Genomic DNA, 19901 nt, shown 5'->3' on the forward strand with positions numbered 1-19901 from the left:
TAATTGTTCTATAGAGGTTTAATTTTTTCGACTGATTGCATCTGCTATAGCTAATCGCTAATCATAGCCTTAACATCGTCCACAAATTTTTGGTGGTCAACAATGGGTTTAGAGATATAGCCATCGGCTCCGCTTTGCTGTAAAAAGTTTTCGCGATCGCCATCCATAGCATGGGCTGTCACCAAGATAATTGGTAAGGCTGCAGTGCTACTATTTGCTTTCAGCATTTGGGTGATACGGATGCCATCTACCGGTTTCCCTTGATAAACACTATGGGATAGGGAAACATCCATCAAAATAACGTCTATTTCACCGCTTTCTGCAATCTGTATGACTTCATCCACGTTTTCTGTATGTTTGACCGCTAAGCCGCCGCGCTTCGTCAAAATCTTGGAGAAAACGCGTGCGTTGATCATGTCGTCTTCCACAATTAAAACTGTTTTCATAGGCGGTTTTGTTAACACAGCAAAGTTACTATAGCCGTTGTTGGTCATTGACCTGGGTTCAATAGGTCAATTCAGGGCTTGTTGAAAAAACACTGACCCAGTGACGCAGGCGTTATCAAGTCTATTGAATTCTTGATCGATTTGGATTTGAACTATTGCGGATCCATAACGCTTGTGTATAAGGTACAGCATTGGTAAGGCTAATTACTGTCTTTAGGACGGCTTTCAAGGATACGAAATCATGGCAAACCAGCTAAATGCGTTTTCGGATGAGCAAATTGTTGTCACTTCTCTTCATACAGAGGTGCAACGATCATATCTGGAATATGCCATGAGCGTAATTGTGGGGCGGGCCTTGCCAGACGTGCGTGATGGCCTGAAACCAGTGCATCGGCGCATCCTTTATGCAATGCACGAATTGGGTTTGACACCCGACCGGCCCTTCCGCAAATGTGCCCGTGTAGTTGGGGATGTGCTGGGTAAATATCATCCCCATGGCGATCAGGCGGTTTATGATGCGCTAGTGCGTATGGTTCAGGATTTTTCGACTCGCTATCCGCTGCTAGATGGCCATGGAAACTTTGGGTCAGTGGATAATGATCCCCCAGCGGCCATGCGTTACACAGAAACGCGGTTGGCCTCTGTAAGCCATGAGTCTTTACTGGGTGAAATCAGCGAAGCCACTGTCGATTTTATTGATAACTTTGATAGCTCTCAGCAAGAACCAACGGTATTGCCAGCCCAACTGCCTAATTTATTGCTCAATGGCAGTTCTGGTATTGCTGTGGGGATGGCAACGAACATTCCTCCCCATAATTTGGGAGAGATCATTGATGGTTTGATCGCGATTATTGATCGGCCCACGATTTCAGATGAAGCACTGTTTAAGCTGATTCCTGGTCCAGATTTCCCGACGGGAGGGGAGATTACGGGTACCAAAGGCATTCACGATGCTTATCGTACTGGTCGCGGCAGTATTCCGGTGCGAGGGATTGCTGGCTTTGAGGAAATTCAACCAGGTAAGGGACGACAGCGTCGCAATGCCATTGTGGTGACAGAACTGCCCTATCAGGTAAACAAAGCGGGCTGGATTGAAAAGGTGGCTAATCTGGTCAATCAAGGCAAGCTTGATGGCATTGCGGATATTCGTGATGAAAGCGATCGCGATGGCATGCGGGTAGTGATCGAGTTGAAGCGAGAAGCTCATCCCCACAGTATTTTGGCCGCCCTCTACAAGATGACGCCCCTGCAAAGTAATTTTGGGGCCATTATGTTGGCACTTGATGGGGGGCAGCCGATTCAGATGCCCCTGCGTCACATGCTCCAGTCTTTTCTGGATTTTCGTGAAGAGACACTAGTCCGACAGTACACTAACGAACTCGAAAAAACTGATCGACGCCTGCATATAGTCGAAGGTCTGTTGACGGCCCTCGATAGCATTGATGAAGTGATCGAAATTCTGCGGGCTGCGCCAGATGGTTCCTCGGCAAAGCTGGAGATTAGTGAACAATTTGAGTTGAGCGATCGCCAGGCCGATGCAATTTTGGCCATGCCCCTAAGGCGCTTGGTCGGCTTAGAACAAGACAATCTGCTTAACGAGTTTGATGAGCTATCGACGACAAAAGAAAACTTAGAGCGTTTACTCTCGGATCGCAAAGAACGACTCAAGGCCCTCAAGAAAGATCTTCGAAAGCTCAAGAAGACCTTTGGTGATCAGCGTAGAACTCGTTTGCAAACCGCTAGCGAACGGGCGGCTGAGGAAGAACGGTTGGCTAATCTTGTGGCTGAGGCCCAGGAAGAGGAAACTGTGGTGGAGCTGACTCGTAAAGGCTATGTCAGACGTTTGTCGCCGCGAACTTATCAGCGACGACAGGGCAAACAAGAAGATCTGCCCATTAAGCTGACTGAGCTTGATGATGTGACAACCCAGACGGAGTTTGCATGGACCACCCATAATTTGTTGGTATTTTCTCGAGATGGTAAAGCCTTTAGTCTAGCGGTGGGGGATATCCCCCTGGCTCAGCGACAGCAGTCTAAGGGGCAACCTTTGGTTAATTTGTTGCCCGATGCCATTGGGAATGATCCGGATGCTGTGCTTCCTCCTATTTTGATGACGGATGAGGTGATGACACAGCAGATTATTTTGGTGACCGCCCAAGGAAAAATCAAACGGTTGCCGTTGACCGAGTTTGAATCGATTACTGGACGTGGGTTAGTGGCAATTAAGCTCAAGCCCGGGGACCACTTAGCCCATGCGGTGATTGCTGATTTAGAGCAGGATCTGATGCTGGCTTCTTCTGGAGGACGTCTTTTGCGATTTACCATTGATCGTGAGCAGTTGCCGGATACTAGTCGAAATTCCCAGGGCACCCAAGCTATTCGGGTACTCAAGGGAGAATCTGTTGTCGGCTGTGTGCCGATTCACAATAAGAGCAAGCTGTTGCTGATGTCGACGAAGGGCTATGCCAAACGGATGCAGGTGGCTGCGATTAAGCGCAGTAGCCGAGGGGGGATTGGTTCTCAGTCGTTTAAGTTTAGTCAAACTGGTGATCGCCTGACGATATCGTTAGAGGCTCCTGACTCTGCTGACTTTATTGTCATGACCAGTGAAGAGCGAGTGGCTGGTTTGGCCGCCGAGCGTGTGCCGTTGCAGGGACGAAGTCAACCGTGCGATCGCATGTTTACCCCTGCTCGCGGTGAGCTTATTACCGATATTCTGGTATCTGTAGATTGCGTTGCTAACTAAGCTGCGCCTAATTGTCCTGATACCTAACTAGGAATCCAACGTGGCCGAAGTTGTTATAGACAACGTTTATAAGACATTTCCGCGTCAATCCTCCGAGGCTAAGTCAGCAACGGTGCTCAAGCGGATCCATCTAGAGGTCGAAGACGGTGAGTTTATGGTGCTTGTAGGACCGTCTGGCTGTGGCAAAAGTACGCTACTGCGTCTGATTGCTGGGTTAGAAAGTATTACTGGCGGCACCATTACCATCGGTGAGCAGCGGGTGAACGCTTTGCCTCCCAAACAAAGGGATGTGGCCATGGTGTTTCAAAGTTATGCCCTCTATCCCCATCTCAGCGTGTATGACAACCTGGCCTTTGGTCTGCGGCGCACCGCTGGTGATTTACCGACAATCGCCCGTTGGCAACAAGCATTATTCGGGGTGAGTCGGCTACTGCCCCCAGGGTTTCACTATTGGCCAGAGCGGGAACAGGCCATTGCTAAACGGGTAAAAGCCATTGCAGAGATTTTGCAAATTACGCCATTGTTAAAACGGTTGCCCCGCCAACTCTCCGGTGGGCAAAAACAGCGTGTAGCCTTGGGGCGGGCCATGGCCCGTAATCCCCAGGTGTTTTTAATGGATGAACCCCTATCTAACTTGGACGCGAAGCTGCGCACCGAGACCCGTGCCAAAATTGTCACTCTGCAGCGTCGGCTCGGGACCACCACGATTTATGTCACCCACGATCAGGTGGAAGCCATGACCATGGGTGACCGGATTGCTGTGATGAACCAGGGGGTGATTCAGCAGATCGCTGCCCCTCTAGAGCTATATCGTTCGCCGGTTAATCGGTTTGTGGCCGCGTTTATTGGTTCACCACCGATGAACTTTCTCACGGTACAGGTACAGGCTCCCCTAACCTTGACTCATCCTGCTTTTCGAGTGACATTACCGAGCCATTGGGAGCCGATTTTGACGGCCTATGGCAATCAACCGTTAACCCTGGGCATTCGTCCCGAACACCTCCGCCTCACAGTGCCTGCCCCTAAACATCTGGCCGTTACTGTGGTCCGTGCTGAGGCCCTGGGGAGTGAAACATACCTCACGGTAGCTTTGGCGGATGGCATGGGAGTGGGTGCTGCCGGGGACGCATCGGAGGAAAAAACACTGCGAATGCGTCTTGATGGTGTTGAAGAGTCGGTGCCTCGCCCCGGCGATCAGCTGACCATCGGGATTCGAGTGGAGCACGTTCATCTGTTTGATCCAGAGACTGGGGCAGCCATTAATGTAGCTTGACGCCCATAGTTCACAACATCAATCGCAACCGTTAGTTGCCAGATTTTAGTTATCAGATTTGTGGCGTAAGCGTAACCCCAACCCTGTCAGGATTGCGATCGCAACACCTGATGTGGGTTCCGGTACTGAGGGTGGATCAACAATGTCTGGTTCTTTAACCATCACCTGGAAATTGCTAATGGTCACCTGGGCCCGCCCCCCGCGATTATCAGCTGTGCCAATTTCAAACCCAAAGATTTGATTGGCGGCAACCTTGACCAAACTGCTGCCCGATTGCGTTGCAGACCCATTGCGATCGATAAGCTCGGTAAAGACCCCATCCGTCTTGAGAGACGTGGGGGGGAAATTGCCCAGAGCAAATCCAAAGGGGTCAAAGGCAGGACCAAATGTATCAGCTGTGGTGTAGTCCCAGTCAAACGAAATTATGCTGGTTTCTGGCACAGTCACAAATACAGTTGTGAAGCTGGTGTCGCATAAAAACAATAGGTTTGGCTGAACGGTGTCGCATGCCAACCCAAACTCATCCAAAATTGAAGCTTGATCGCTACCCAGTAAAGTTAATGAATCCGGGGAATTTGTGAAATCTACCGAGCCATTAAAGGGCGCTAGCGGAACACCCTCGATCGTGATTTTTGAATTGTCGATACCTGGAAATGCTGGACTACTGTTGAACAACTCCCAGTTTTCGGGAGCAAAGTTGTCCACAAAACCCTGGGCACTCACTGTCTGGGCTGTTGTGCCAATGACAACAGCAGATGTAACCAATGCGCCTAAAACAGTATTTATAATGGCTTTTGCCATCGTATTCCGCAGTAAAAAACCTTAACCTTATTGCTTTAACAAGGGTTAGTAGACCTAACCGGAAGATGACCTGATATCCGTACAAATCAATACGTGCCTAAAGACGTATTTCCGATTGATTTGCCATTACGCCGAATATAATCTTCCTAAAATTGAAATGCCGAGATTGGCGATGGGCATTTACATAAACAATATTGTTGCTTTGGCTTTGTTAAGGTTGGTTGATGGCAAACTCACAAGTTTCAGTAAAGACCAATTAATTGGCAATAAATTCTGAGATTGGCATCAGTAATTACGCTGTTTTTTGTAGGTCAACTTGCCTTTTCTAGAGTACGGACATGTGGTGTGTTGAGCGTGAAACGTCTGATAATCCTTGATATAGCATCAAATACCGTAACTATGCGATACAAAAAAGTTGCGGATTATATCTTCCTATCAATAATTTTTCAGAATACGGCCCTGGCCCATACACTTATTACTCAAACGCTGTAGCTTTAAAGGCGCGACTTGATAGCCAGCGTGAACATTATGGGACAGCATTGGGACAGAAAAAAAATTGGCTTACTGACAAGTGGTGGAGACTGTGCAGGTCTCAATGCCGCCTTACGAGCGGTGGTGCACCGAGCCAATGGCTATGGATGGGAGGTAGTCGGTATTTCCCGAGCTACCCAAGGCTTAATGGCCCGCCCACCTGAGTATGTGGAATTTGATGTATCGAGTACCCATAACTTATTACTAGCGGGTGGCACCGTTCTGGGGACTACAAATAAGGGAAATCCGTTTGATTTTCCTTTGTCCGATGGATCTACTTGCGATCGCTCCCAAGACATTATCGACGGTTACCATCTGCTCGGGTTAGATGCCCTGATTGGTATCGGGGGGGACGGCAGCATGGCCATCCTACGTCGCCTCGCCCAGCAAGGAGGTCTAAACTTAGTCGGTATTCCCAAAACCATCGACAATGACCTTGGCTGTACCGAGCGTTCCATTGGGTTTGACACGGCGGTAAATATTGCAACCGAGGCCCTGGATCGGCTGCATTTCACTGCGGCTAGCCATTCTCGGGTGATGATTTTAGAAGTGATGGGGCGAGATGCCGGTCATATTGCCCTCAATGCAGGGATTGCCGGGGGAGCTGACATTGTCCTGTTGCCTGAAATTCCCTACACAATCGATAATATTTGCCAAACCATCAAAGGCCTAAAGCGCAATTTTGCCACCATCATTGTGGCGGAGGCGGTGTGTACCGAAGCTGGTGAAAAAGTTGTTCAAACCAATCGTTTGGGGCAGTGTCGCCTGGGCGGTATTGGTGAATATTTAGCAGAGCAAATTACTGAGAACATTGGTGCTGAAACTCGTGTGACTGTACTTGGTCATGTGCAGCGGGGGGGGACACCGTCACCGTTAGATCGAGTTCTAGCGACGGCCTTCGGTGTAGAGGCCGTGGATTTGATTGCTGCTGAAAAGTACGACCACATGGTGAGCTGGCAAAATCGTCAGGTGGTGCATGTGCCCATTACCGAGGCGATTGCTGAATATCGGGCTGTGAACCCCCAGGATACGCTGGTTAAAACGGCCCGAGGCATGGGTATCTGCTTGGGAGATACTAACTGTCACGCGGTCAACACCCATATTCGCCGTGACGCTACGGTGTTTGCCTAGGCCCTACGCTTGTCAGCGAGATTCTGGGCTTTCCAGGGCTGGTTGCTCTGAAGTTTTAGCTTGAATCTTTAGAACAGCCAGCTATCCTGTTGCCTACGTAGACAGCTGGGTGAATGTAAGCTTCTGTTAACCAATGACATGATTGCGCGGGTGACGATAGACAATAACCCCATGTCTTCAGTCATTGTTCGTACCTATTAGCACACCACTCTATGCAATTTGCTAAATCGTTGACGTCGACCCAAGATGACACCCAAGAAAAAATTCTCGGGGCGGCCCAACGACTGTTTGCTCGCAACGGGTATGGTGGTACGACTACTCGAGATTTAGCCCAAGCTGCTGGTGTAGCTGAAGGCACGCTATTTAGACACTTTGAAAATAAAAAGGCGATTCTAATTGAAGTTGCCACCCGAGGTTGGGTAGATTTACTGACTGATTTACTGACTGAGCTCAGTGAAATGGCTAACTATAAGGCCATTGCTAAGGTGATGCGTAAACGCATGTTGAACCTGTCTGCCAATACTGACATGTTGCGCGTCTGTTTTATGGAAGCTCAGTTTCACCCAGAGTTACGGGAGCGGGTGCAGGCTGAAGTCATTGCCAAAATGACCGATGTTGCCGAAGCATTTTTCCAAACGGCCATGGATCGAGGCACCTATCGCCCCATGAACCCTCGGGTTGTTGCTCGGATTTTCCTGGGTATGTTTACGATCGCAGGGTTTAGCCAGGTTACGCTGGCTGATGAAGCAAACTCCCCCCAGGATATGAAAGAGCTGGCGGAAACCCTGGCGGATATTTTTCTCAATGGAGTATTGGCAGCAAACTCTGAGGCCTAGTTCTGCCGTCTAGGCAATAGGCTATTGAGATCATCCGCATTCACTCGATAGGCTGCCCCAAACCCCATCACGAACTGTCCGGCTTGGGGCTGTAGTTGAAAGACTTGAAAATCCGGTAGTCCTTTCATCAGGCCGATCACGTGACCAAACCGTTGTTCAAAGCGATCAATGAGCGTTTGCCATTGGGGGGTATCGCGGGGCAAGGGGGTGGCAGCGCACTCATAGGTGAGCCGACGTCGTGCAAAAATTTCCTGTGTTGCTGCTTCATCTTCGATAAAAAGAACGCTGGCCCGACAGGTTTGTTTGAGGTTGGTGGTGTGGGTTGATAACCCACTGACATATAGGTAAAGGGTCTTATCCCCATCCATCAAAAACGGTGCATAACTAGCCTGGGGAACACCCTCGGCGCTGACGGTGCTCAGGATGATACTGCGAAACTTTTCAGGAAATTCTTGATAAATCTTAGTCACACGGGTTAAGTCAGCCATAGTTTCATGAAAGGGGCCTGTTTTTCTGGTGCGCTTTAAAAAGTAACACCCGTAGCGATGGCCCCATGGAGTTTCTATCCTTCCGGTAAAATACTCAAGCTAGTTATCTAATGTCCCACTATGGCTCGTCGAATTATTCAAACTGATCAGGCTCCCGCTCCTGTTGGTCCCTACAATCAGGCCATTGTGGCTTCAGGGGAAATGGTGTTTGCCTCAGGGCAGGTAGCTTTAGACCCGGCCACTGGAGCTTTGGTGGGTGAAGGCGATGTGGCGGCCCAAACTAAGCAGTGTTTAGATAATCTCACTGCTGTTTTAGCGGCGGCAGGAGCAACCATGGCCGATGTAGTTAAGACATCGGTTTTTCTCAAGGATATGAATGACTTTGCCACGGTAAATGGTGTTTATGCCAAGTACTTTGACGAAGCGACAGCTCCTGCCCGAGCCTGTGTGGAGGTGGCTCGTTTGCCTAAGGATGTTTTAGTGGAAATCGAGTGTATCGCGGTGACATAGGTCTAAAGGGGCGTTGCATGCAATGCCCCACCGGTTGACGGTTTGGGTTTCGCGCGTTAATGTACAAATATCTAAGCGCAAATTGCTTAGGCCGCTATCATTTGTAAAAGTCTTAATCCCATGCATCACCAATTCTTCTATTTTTGGTTTAGCCAGGTTCACCGACCATGAACCCGAGCGCTAGCATGGGATGTCGGTGAACCGCAGGGCAAACGCTCTGCGGTTTTGCTTTATTCATCAGTACCCGTTTTATTTTTGACACCATGACCGTTAGCTACAGCTGGCAATTTACTTTTTACTTTTTTACGCCACCACCGGGTAGGTAGCGTTAGCGTTTGCTGTACTGACTTGCCCGGAGCCCAAAAGGCTGCGGGCTTTTTGTTTTTTTGCTGTTATTGATTCCCTAGACCCATGAAAGACGCCAAACTTGTTGCTAAAAGTCGTGCTAATCACATTAGTGAAATTGAGATTGCACCTGCCTTAGCGGGGCAGGCCTCACCGATCACCGTCGGTGGCAAAGACCTATTTATTGTTGGCGGCCCCTGCGCGATCGAAAGCATGGCTCAAATGGAGGCCATCGCCCAGGCTCAACTGCCGATCCAGGGATTGCGAGGGGGGATTTACAAACCGCGCACATCTCCCTATTCATTCCAGGGGTTGGGGGATGTCGGCCTGGATATTCTCTCGGCCATCCGCAAACGCTATGGTTTGCCTGTGATTACTGAAGTAATGGCGATCCATCAAATTGAAAAGCTGGCTCCCCATGCAGATGTTTTGCAGATCGGTAGCCGCAACATGCAAAATTTTGATTTGCTCAAGGCCCTTGGGGAGGTCAATAAGCCCGTCTTGCTGAAGCGAGGTTTGGCAGCAACGGTGAGCGAGTTTGTCATGGCCGCAGAGTATATCGCTAGCCACGGTAATCCCAACATTATTCTCTGTGAGCGAGGTATTCGAAGCTTTGATAGCCACACTCGCAACGTGCTTGATCTGGGAGCTGTGGTTGCCCTCAAGCAACTTACCCACTTGCCTGTGCTTGTTGATCCTAGCCATGCCACTGGCAAGCGAGAGTTGGTTGCGCCCTTAGCTCGGGCTGCGATCGCAGCTGGTGCCGATGGTTTGATCATTGAATGCCATCCAGACCCCGATCAATCCGTCAGTGATGCCAGACAGACCATTAGCTTAGAGGCCATGGCTAACCTTGTAGACAGTTTAGGCCCCATCGCTCAGGCTGTGGGACGAGCTGTGAAACCCTCAGCGTCACTAAAGCTAGTGGCGTAATTGAGGGAGTGGTTCTTCCAAAATTAATGCACATCCCTGGAACAACGCCTGAAAGCGTGATGTCAGTAAAAGTTAAAAACATATCAGGATGCTATCACCAAACTTTAGGCTGTCCATATCTACAGATCTAAGTATGGCTGAGACACTGAACTCCATTGGAGTCAGGGGTTGGCAGGCCTGTAAGGTTCTATCACAAGTTCCGGAGGGATGTGCTCTTTTTATAGGATGTTCTGACGTCTAAGTTTTTAGTAGTACAACTATTCAGAGCTACTTAGTTAGCTTTTGGTTATTAATACATAAATATTAGTCAAGATGTGGTCATCGGATACTAGCCTCTTGACTCCTAGGATTTAATCTCGTCGTGTAGATGAAATTCAAACATTGGTTATTACGGTTCATGTTGCGCATTCAGATCTCAATTAAATAGTCAAAACATTTTATTTGAATTTCTAGGAGAAATCTGAGGTGAGACGAAAGCACTTTTTAAAGGGGATACCTGCTGTCGCTACACTCTCAGTTCTGGCAATTCTAGGCCTTAAAAGTGTTGCTGTAGATTTTGATCAATATCGGAGCTACAGCGCGTTAATTTCGGATCAGCTAGTTAACGAGGCGGCGACTCAACTAGCCTTACAAAATATTCGCTTTACCATTTCACAAAATGGTCAATCCCTGAATACGGCTTTATTAGAAGCCGAAAAAGTACAGGCTCAACTGACGGAAAGCATTCCGCCGTCCATATCGCCCAAGGATGAAAGCAGTTTGCAAAAACAACTGGCGTTTAATGCTGAACTGTTGGCAGAAAAACGACAGCTTATAGGGCAACTGGAAGTCCACCACGCTGAATTGAGGACAGCGTTAGCTCAAGAAGCTAATTTGCTAAATGGGTTGAATGGCAGTCTCAGGCTTGAGGTGGGGGCTTTACTAGATGATTTGTCTCTCTATGTCGTGACCAGTGATGAGAAACTTGTTGCTGGTATAAAAGCAAAACTTAGGCGTCTAGGTACTCGAGCAGGCACGAGCGCTGAGACTCAACAGCAAATGACTCAGCTGGTGCAAATGGTGTTAGATAACAAACCGGCTGCAGATGCGTTAGTGGCGCAGGTATTTAATTTACCATTAACCAATAATATTCGAGCTCTAGAGGAGCAGTTTGATGACATTCATCAAGCAACGCGATCGCGACTGGCCCTTTATCGCAACCTGGTCTACATCCTGTCATTTGTCAGTTCAGGCATGATGGCGTTCTGGGTGATCAATCGCCTTCAGCAATCAAGTCAAAAAACAGTGCGAGTGCTAGAAAGCATTACGGATGCCTTTATTGCTGTGGATCGCACTTGGTCAATTACCTACGTCAATGCCCAAGCCGCCGATATTCTCAATTGTGATATTCCAGGGCTGCTGGGCCAAGACTTTTGGAAAGTTTTACCAGAGTCTCTCGGCAAACGATTTACCGAATATTATCGCCGGGCTGTTGCCACCAACCTTGAGGTCGTTAGCTTTGAAACCTATTACGAGCCCACTGAACGCTGGCTGATGGTGCGTGGTTATCCTGGTCTAGATGGCTTATCCATCTTTTTACAGGATTTTACAGAGCGCAAACAGGCTGAAGAGCAGCTGATTGACCTTAATCGCGATCTGGATAACCGAGTCAAAGACCGCACAGCACAGCTAGCCAATGCCATGGAAGAAGCTGAAACAGCGCGGGTAAAAGCAGAAGATGCCAATCGCTCAAAGAGTGAATTCTTGGCCAACATGAGTCATGAGCTACGTACGCCGCTCAACGCCATCATTGGCTACAGCGAAATGTTGGAAGAAGATGTCACTAGCATCGGTGAAGAAGACTTTGTTCCTGATTTACAAAAAATTCAAGGTGCAGGTAAACATCTTTTAGGGCTGATCAACTCAGTCCTTGATCTATCCAAAATCGAAGCCGGTCGAATGGAACTCTTCTTGGAAGATATCTGTGTGAAGACCATTCTGGATGAGATTATAGGCACCATTCAACCCCTTGCTCAAAAGAATGGGAATCAGCTGCATATGTCCTGTCCGGATGATATCGGCATGTTGCATGCAGACCAGGTTAAACTCCAACAGAGTTTAATTAATTTACTCAGTAATGCCTGTAAATTTACCGAAAATGGTGAGATTACCCTGGCGGTTGAACCAACGGTGTCAGTTGGCTCTCAGGCAAATGAAGACAATTGGCTACAGTTTACCGTTACAGACACTGGAATTGGTATGACCCCTGAACAGATGGATAAGGTCTTCCAGGCCTTTACCCAGGCAGATACCTCAACCACTCGAAAATATGGAGGTACTGGTTTGGGTTTGACAATTACCAAACAGTTTATCTCCATGATGGGAGGCAATGTATCGGTTGATAGCACCTACGGAGAAGGCACAACCTTTACCATTGCTGTGCCCAGAAACGTCCAGCTGGAAGAATCATCCCATGAAACCTTCTTTGCCCCCCCGGTTCACTTAATAGATAGGGAGTCTATTTCAGCGCTCCATGAGTTATCAGGTCGCGCATTAGAAAAGACCATCTTGGTAATCGATAGTGATATCGAGGCTTGTGAGAGTTTGCATAGTTGGCTGACAGATGCCGGTTACAATGTTGTGTCTGCGGCAGATGGTCAGCAAGGTCTGGCGCTAGCTGACGAGCTACTTCCCGATGCCATCATTTTAGACATGATGTTGCCCGATCAAGATGCATGGTTAATTTTGCAAGACTTAAAAACAATGCCAGCGGTCTCCCAGGTCCCGGTTATTTTGCTGTCAATGACTGAAGAAGCTGACCGTGCTCACCAGTTAGGTGTCACGGATTACATGCTCAAGCCCATTGATCACATTCGTTTAATCGACCTTTTGAATAACCAAATTCCTGAACAAACATCCCCCAGGATTTTAGTGGTCGATGATGATATCAATGCTAGAGAGATTATGGCGCGTTTTTTACAGCAGTATGATTGGACTGTGGTGCTTGCGGCCAATGGTCAGCAGGCGTTGGACTATCTCAATAGGGCTGTCCCTGACTTAATTGTGCTAGATCTGATGATGCCTGGTCTGGATGGTTTTGAGTTTGTTCAAATTTTGCGTCAAACACCTAGCTGGCGAAATATCCCTGTCATTATTGTCACTGCAAAAACACTGACAGCTAAAGATCAAAAGCGTTTAGAAGGTGTTGTTAGAGTGTATCAAAAGGCTGATTTCAACCGTCAGGATCTGTTGAACGAAGTGCGCTCCCTAGTATTTGCTGAGGTCGACAGTACACCGATAGCAGGATAATAGCTGTTTTCTCTTCTAGACAGCTGGGGGGGCAGAGATCGGTAAATCTACTGCCTAGTTTGCGTGATGTTGCCATGAAGGCTGGTAAAAATAGATATAGTGTCCGTAACTAACTACGTGTATTTTCCGGAACCCATTGTAATTCTGGAGCATCTCTATAAAGATGTTTTGTCGTTGCTAAAAAAATGTGACGGCAGTGCAAATTATCCCTGGTACCTATCTTCATCAGATGTTTAAAGGGCATCATAAACTAATTAATGAAGCCTTGATACCTTATAAGTAAGTATCCCGTAGATTAACTCTTTATTTGTTAAAACAAAATAGGACATCAGTTTTAATTGATAAAAATTGCTCGACTCCACTATTGTTATGTTGAATAGATTTATGAGGACTTCCTGATGAGGGTGTCCGTATTCTTATAAGTAACTAGTCGATTTCTCTATTCCGTTAATTCGGCCCTTCACCCATTCTCATTTTTCTCATTTATATCTAATTTTTGCAACTAGCTTGTGATTCAAATCAACAACCGTTCTCCTTATATAGATAAAAATTTTAGGAGGTTATTCTAGTGAATCAAGAGTCTCTAACCAAAGGGGCAGGTGTAGCTACAGCTTTTTTCCTCCTCATATTTTTGGGTATTAAAGGAAAATCTGTTAATGTCAGCCAATATCAAGAATATGCTGATTTAATCTCTAGTCAGGTCGAAAGTGATACAGAGGTTGAACTAGCATTACTAAAAGAACGCTACAAGCTGTTGAGAAATGATGAGCCACTAGCCGAAGCCTTGGCCGAAGAGCTGTCTATTCAGAAGGAGCTAGGTGAAAACATACCTAGTTTTATAGGGAAAGATGAGCAGGGTAAGCTGAAAAGCCTTATTAGTGGCAATGCTCAGGATCTAGAGAAAAAAACTGAGCTCGTTGAGCGGTTTCAGACCACTAATAACAAGCTACAGAATGCTCTTGAGCAGTTGCCTAGCCTGGTTAATGAATTAAAAAATACTGGTGATGCGGATCTTGAAAAACTCATCGATGATGTTTTGATCTACATCATGGCAACTGATGAGCAGCTGGTTGCCACCATTGAGGCAGAACTCAATACGGTCAAAGCAAAGCTCAATGCCGGTGAATTTTCGAGTGCGGAAGATGTGGCTCAGGTCGTAGAGCTGACTCAGACAGTTTTAGACAGTAAGCCTTCTGCCGATGCTCTGTTGGATCAGGCTGTTAATTTACCCTTGACGAGCAACATTCGCGAGCTAGAGAGTACTTTTGATGATGCCAGTCGCGCTGCCTTTAGACAGGTCGCTATATACAGAAATGCAGCCTATCTGGTTACGCTAGCGCTCATTGGTGTAATTGCCTATGGATTGGTTGCGCGACTGCGGCAGTCTACTCAGCGCACCACTAGTGTCCTAGAAAATATTACGGATGCATTTGTGGCTGTTGATCGCGCCTGGAAAGTTACCTATGTGAATGCTCAAGCTGCTGAGGTGCTTAAACGTAATATTCAAGGTCTTTTAGAGCAGGACTTCTGGAAGATTTTCCCTGAATCCTTGGGAGCTCGTTATGAGCAGCAATATCGCCGTGCCATGGCTGAGCAGACAGTTGTCAGCTTCGAAACCTACTATTCTCCTACTCAGCGTTGGTTGCAGGTCAGGGGGTACCCTGGTCGCGATGGGCTGTCCTTGTTTTTGCAGGATATAACGGAGCGTAAGCAAGCCGAAGAGCAGCTGATGGAGCTGAATCGAGACCTGGATAGCCGTGTGCAGGACCGGACAACCAAGCTGATGAAGGCCATGGAAGAGGCTGAAGAAGCTCGGGTAAAAGCAGAGGATGCCAATCGCTCTAAGAGTGAATTTTTGGCCAATATGAGCCACGAGCTGCGGACGCCTCTCAACGCCATCATTGGCTATAGCGAAATGCTTGAGGAAGAAGCCGCTGATGTCGGTGAGGATGATTTTGTCCCTGATCTACAAAAAATTCAAGGGGCTGGCAAACATCTGTTGGGGCTCATTAACTCAGTGCTAGACCTCTCTAAGATTGAAGCAGGTCGTATGGAGCTATTTTTAGAAGATGTTTCCATTAAAGATATGGTGGAAGACATCTCTGGCACGATTGTTCCTGTTGCCCATAAAAATAACAATCATCTGTCAATTTTCTGCCCGGATGATATTGGTAAATTACATGTAGATCAAACAAAACTGCGTCAGAGCTTGTTTAATCTGCTGAGTAATGCATGCAAGTTTACTGAGAATGGAGATATTACTTTAACAGTTGAGCAAATTTCTACGGTCGATAGTTCTGTATACGATGGCCCTTGGTTCCGTTTTATCGTTAGTGATACGGGCATTGGTATGAAGGATGATCAAATCGAGAAGATCTTTGATGCCTTTACCCAGGCAGATGCCTCCACTACCCGTAAATATGGTGGTACAGGTCTTGGCCTGGCGATTACTAAGCAGTTTATTACCATGATGGGGGGGGATATCTTTGTGGAGAGTGCCCATGGTCAGGGAACAACATTTTCTTTGGTCATTCCTCAAACGGTAACGTCGCCTAATCCAAAGGGTAAGCCCTTTTTTGCGCCCACAAGATCGTCGTCTGAAGGTGAGTTGGCTACAGTCAGTAATGCTCTGACTCATCAAACATCGCGCCAAACAGTTCTAGTGATTGATGATGACGAAGATGCCCGTGAGATCTTGCGTCGCTCCCTCAATGAGGCGGGTTACGAAGTTGTCTGTGCGGCTACTGGTGAACAAGGTCTGGCTCTAGCGGGCGAATTGTTGCCTGATGCCATTACGCTGGATGTAATGATGCCACAAATGGATGGCTGGTCAGTGCTAAGACAGCTCAAAGAAATGCCAGGTGTTGCGGAAATTCCGGTGATCTTATTGTCAATTGTAGATGACCGTCCTATGGGACATAGCTTGGGGGCAGCTGACTATCTTACTAAGCCTATCGATCGCAAGCGGTTACTCAGTGTTTTAGAAACGCATCTTTCGGACCAAACCTCTCCTACTATTTTAGTAGTGGAAGATGATGTCAACGCTCGGGAGATTATGGGGCGCTTTTTACAACGACAAGATTGGACTGTTGAATTAGCGTCTAATGGACGTGAAGCGTTGCAGTATCTAGATGACAATCTACCCAATCTAATTGTGTTGGATTTGATGATGCCTGAAATGGATGGCTTCGAGTTTATCCAGGTGCTGCGACAAAATTCTGAATGGCAAAATATACCTGTCATTGTTGTAACAGCGAAAGCGTTGACCGCTAGCGATCAGCAACAGCTAGATGGTGTGGCTCGGGTGTATCAAAAGGCCGATCTCAATCGTCAAGAGCTTTTGACTGAGCTACAGGCGATGGTTTCGACTAAGGCAGTCTCGATGCCTAATACAACAGATTCAGTCTCTAGCACCGATAGGGTGTCTAGTGCATCTGATTAACCCGGTAGTGATTGTAGGCTGAGGTTAATTGAGGGGATTATGGCAAGAATCTTATTGGTTGAAGATAACGAACTAAATCGAGATATGTTAAGTCGACGCCTTCGTCGTCGTGGATATGAGCTGGCGGTTGCGGTAGATGGTGCTGAAGCGATTGCGATCGCATCTGCTCAGCCATTTGATCTGATTCTTATGGACATGAGTTTGCCCGTCATTGATGGTTGGGAGGCGACCAGGCGTTTAAAGGCCCAATCCCATACACAGGATGTTCCCATCATTGCTTTGACGGCCCATGCTATGCGGGGTGATCGAGATCAGGCTCTAGCCGCAGGCTGTGACGACTATGACACCAAACCTATTGATCTAAAAAGGTTGTTGGGAAAGATCAAGGCATTTTTATCTGCTGAACAATTATCAACCGCTTCAGATACTCCCAAGGCTAAAGTCGTTACCGAAAACACTGCTGCACCCGTTATTCCCATTGCGCCCGTTACCCCCATTACTGCGCCTGCGGCCTCGGTAACGCCGATTACACCAACGCCAACGACTCCAGCTGCGCCCATTACACCCATTGCTCCGGTGACGCCGATTGCCTCACCTACAGCTTCGGTGACGCCGATTGCACCAACAACAACGACTCCAGTTACTGATAATGACTCAGATCAGTCTGATGCTACGCCGATCGCGCCGGTTACTCCAATCACGTCTGATGTTGCCGTAACACCGATCGTGCCGGTTACTCCAATCACGTCTGATGTCGTCTCTGGAGAGCCGGTTACACCTGTTATTCAATCGACAGATGACGTTGAGCAACCAGTGACACCAGCGGCTGACAAACCCCATAATGCCTTTAGTGGTCTGCCTATTCTGGTGGTTGACGATAACGAAGACAACCGCGATATGCTGAGTCGTCGCCTTAACCGTCGTGGTTATCAATCAGTAGTCGTGGATAGTGGTGAGGCAGCTTTAGACTACATTCAAAGTCATCAAAATGTAGCTCTAGTCTTGTTGGATATCATGATGCCGGGTATCGATGGCATTGAGACCCTACGTCAGATCCGGCAAACCTATTCTCGTAATCAGCTACCTGTGTTGATGGTGACAGCAAAGGCCCAAAGCGATGACATGGTGAGGGCCTTTGAACTAGGTGCCAACGATTACATTACTAAGCCCATCGATTTTGCTGTCACCTTAGCGCGTGTTGAGACACAGCTAGCCATTATCAAAGCCACACAACCAGTACCCCAGCCATCTGAACCTAAACCTCAGGCAGCTGAATTAAACCGTGATGTTCAGCCCCTTAAAGCGGTCGACTCACCCCCGTTTGGCATGCAACCAGCCGCCGCCAATATTTCACTGGTGCCTAAAACGGCCTTCTCAAGATTTGCGGCACAACGCTATCAAGTTCAATATTTTCTGCGCCAAGAACCTTTAGGGCCGATTTCTATTGCCTTAGATAAACACACTAATTCTTTAGTCCTATTGCAGACGCTACGGGCGTACTCCCCAGACACCGCCGACCTTTTAAAGCGGGTAATGGAAAAAGAAACGGAAAAGTTTGAGCCCCTGCGTTCCCTGTTTCCAGGCTATACCTACGGTCAAGTAGATAATACGTTCTACATTATCCATGGCCTGGGAGATACCTTCAATCAGGACCAACTGCTCCAGGCAAAGTTGCAAACCCCCTGGCCCATTGAGTCAGTTCTACTGTTAATGGATCGTTTATTAGAACAGGTTGGAATATTTCATCGGCATAAGCAAGTCCACGCTGGCTTAAGGGATGACTCTTTTATTCAAAGCAGTAGTCGAGAAAACCTAGACCAATCTATGGTGCTTGTTGATAGTGGCCTTGGCAAACGCGTCATGATTGGTGTTAGTCAGCAGTCTGCAGAATATCGTAAGCAGTTGTTAATGCAGCGAGACTATCAACCATTAGAGCAACGTATTGGTCGTCCAGCCATGAGTAGTGATGTCTATGCCCTTGGTTTGATTGGTTTGCAGGCGCTGACTGGCCAATCTATAGATCAGCTCACGCTACCAACAGTTAGTGGTGATTTGCAGTGGCGTCAGTTTGCTTCTATCCCAGAGGCTGTAGGCGATTGGTTTGATAAACTCATTCAACAGAACCAGGGCAAGCGATTTGAAAATGCTATGGTTGCACGTACAGCATTGCGTCCCCATTTGCAGCCCTACTTGGCTGAACCTGGTTAGATCCTGATTCTTTCAGACTTAAAAAATTAGGTATAGCGCTTCTTTCTATAACTGAGGTGGCTTTTCGGCCTCCTCAGTTTTTGCTGTATGTGTGCAGCAAAAGTTAGTGAACGTTCAGTCGCTGTTGTTGCTTTTTGTAAAATATTGCAGACGGCTGCAGAATCTTTGAAATTTTATCTGATGAATTTACAGCTATGTAAATTTGATAGATGGGAAAATGCTGATGCGGGCAATTCTCAGATGGAGTAAACCAGATCTATCCATGAATGACTCCCCAGATGAATTACGTCGGTTGGCATGTGAAGCCTGTTGTCACCACTGTGGTAGTGCAGAACGCCAGCGATATTTAACTCAGCTAATTCGTTTGGTCAAACCTCGTCTGTGGTATGACCATAGCGCATACTATCAAGATGCCCTCCAACAAACATGGATCTATCTTTGTCAGAATCTATGTGAGGGTAAAACAGCTAAGCCGTATGATCCAGAAATTGCCAGTGTAGTGACCTGGTTAAATGCCTATCTCAAGTTTCGTTTACTAGATTTTGAGCAACTTGTTCAAGCAGACCGCAAGCGATACATTTCTGCTTATAACGAAGAAGGCGGCACTACCGCTATTGTTGAAAAGTTAACTGCTAAACCCGAGATCCCACCAATTTTAGAGAGGGTGCAGGACTGGTTAGAACAAAATATGGATGAACTATGTCGGATTCACATTGCTAATCATCCGACCATTAACTGCTATGAGATGATCCGCAGACGACTACCGCCAGAAACACCTTGGCATGCTTTAGAAAAAGAGTTTGATGTTTCTTATAAAACCCTTGAAAGCTTTTACCGCCGTCAATGTAAACCTCGCTTACGCGAGTTTGGTCGTGCTGAGGGGCACTTGAATTCTTAGTAACATTTTTTATTTAAAACAATGA

At 47.3% G+C, this 19901-nt stretch carries 13 protein-coding genes; 10 read left to right on the plus strand and 3 right to left on the minus strand.

Going from position 1 to position 19901, the window contains the following annotated elements; genetic code table 11:
* Positions 1–50: 50 nt before the first annotated feature.
* On the minus strand, positions 51–446 hold the full coding sequence (locus tag U2F10_RS17485) for a response regulator (RefSeq protein ID WP_036020131.1): 396 nt from the start codon (positions 444–446) through the stop codon (positions 51–53).
* Positions 447–687: 241 nt separating this feature from the next.
* Here U2F10_RS17485 and gyrA point away from each other — a divergent pair, with 241 nt between their 5' ends.
* Positions 688–3192, plus strand: a complete 2505-nt coding sequence (gene gyrA, locus U2F10_RS17490; protein WP_499872881.1) for a DNA gyrase subunit A — start codon at positions 688–690, stop codon at positions 3190–3192.
* Between the two features lie 40 nt (positions 3193–3232).
* A complete protein-coding gene (locus U2F10_RS17495) occupies positions 3233–4465 on the plus strand; it encodes an ABC transporter ATP-binding protein (protein WP_499872883.1) in 1233 nt (410 codons plus the stop codon).
* A 45-nt stretch (positions 4466–4510) separates the two neighbouring features.
* Here the strand turns inward: U2F10_RS17495 and U2F10_RS17500 are convergent, their stop codons facing one another.
* Positions 4511–5266, minus strand: a complete 756-nt coding sequence (locus tag U2F10_RS17500; RefSeq protein ID WP_499872885.1) for a hypothetical protein — start codon at positions 5264–5266, stop codon at positions 4511–4513.
* A 528-nt stretch (positions 5267–5794) separates the two neighbouring features.
* On the opposite strand from U2F10_RS17500, the gene U2F10_RS17505 reads away from it, so the two are divergent.
* Together U2F10_RS17505 and U2F10_RS17510 are read left to right on the plus strand one after the other, a co-directional pair.
* Positions 5795–6928, plus strand: coding sequence for an ATP-dependent 6-phosphofructokinase (locus U2F10_RS17505; protein WP_163660814.1), 1134 nt, complete (start codon positions 5795–5797; stop codon positions 6926–6928).
* Between the two features lie 212 nt (positions 6929–7140).
* Positions 7141–7764: a TetR/AcrR family transcriptional regulator gene (locus U2F10_RS17510; RefSeq protein WP_006515089.1), complete on the plus strand. Its 624-nt coding sequence runs from the start codon at positions 7141–7143 to the stop codon at positions 7762–7764.
* On the opposite strand, the gene U2F10_RS17515 is transcribed toward U2F10_RS17510, so the two are convergent.
* On the minus strand, positions 7761–8252 hold the full coding sequence (locus U2F10_RS17515) for a HugZ family pyridoxamine 5'-phosphate oxidase (protein ID WP_163660817.1): 492 nt from the start codon (positions 8250–8252) through the stop codon (positions 7761–7763). The genes U2F10_RS17510 and U2F10_RS17515 overlap by 4 nt on opposite strands.
* Before the next feature lie 120 nt (positions 8253–8372).
* Between U2F10_RS17515 and U2F10_RS17520 the strand changes: the two genes are divergently transcribed.
* From U2F10_RS17520 to U2F10_RS17545, 6 genes are all read left to right on the plus strand, one after another.
* Positions 8373–8762: a RidA family protein gene (locus U2F10_RS17520; protein ID WP_163660819.1), complete on the plus strand. Its 390-nt coding sequence runs from the start codon at positions 8373–8375 to the stop codon at positions 8760–8762.
* A gap of 411 nt (positions 8763–9173) precedes the next feature.
* Positions 9174–10040 (plus strand): 3-deoxy-7-phosphoheptulonate synthase, encoded by an 867-nt coding sequence (gene aroF / locus U2F10_RS17525; RefSeq protein WP_163660821.1) that lies wholly within the window; start codon positions 9174–9176, stop codon positions 10038–10040.
* A gap of 465 nt (positions 10041–10505) precedes the next feature.
* Positions 10506–13328: a response regulator gene (locus tag U2F10_RS17530; RefSeq protein WP_163660823.1), complete on the plus strand. Its 2823-nt coding sequence runs from the start codon at positions 10506–10508 to the stop codon at positions 13326–13328.
* A gap of 568 nt (positions 13329–13896) precedes the next feature.
* Positions 13897–16770 carry a response regulator gene (locus tag U2F10_RS17535; protein WP_499867001.1) on the plus strand — a complete coding sequence of 958 codons (2874 nt, stop codon included), beginning with the start codon at positions 13897–13899 and terminating at the stop codon, positions 16768–16770.
* A 39-nt stretch (positions 16771–16809) separates the two neighbouring features.
* Complete coding sequence (locus U2F10_RS17540) at positions 16810–18978, plus strand: response regulator (RefSeq protein ID WP_499061888.1); 2169 nt, start codon at positions 16810–16812, stop codon at positions 18976–18978.
* Positions 18979–19240: 262 nt separating this feature from the next.
* Complete coding sequence (locus U2F10_RS17545; RefSeq protein WP_163660829.1) at positions 19241–19876, plus strand: sigma-70 family RNA polymerase sigma factor; 636 nt, start codon at positions 19241–19243, stop codon at positions 19874–19876.
* Positions 19877–19901 lie beyond the last annotated feature (25 nt).

This window comes from Leptothoe sp. EHU-05/26/07-4 (assembly GCF_043421015.1).
Taxonomy (GTDB): Bacteria; Cyanobacteriota; Cyanobacteriia; order Phormidesmidales; family Phormidesmidaceae; genus Leptothoe; species Leptothoe turfae.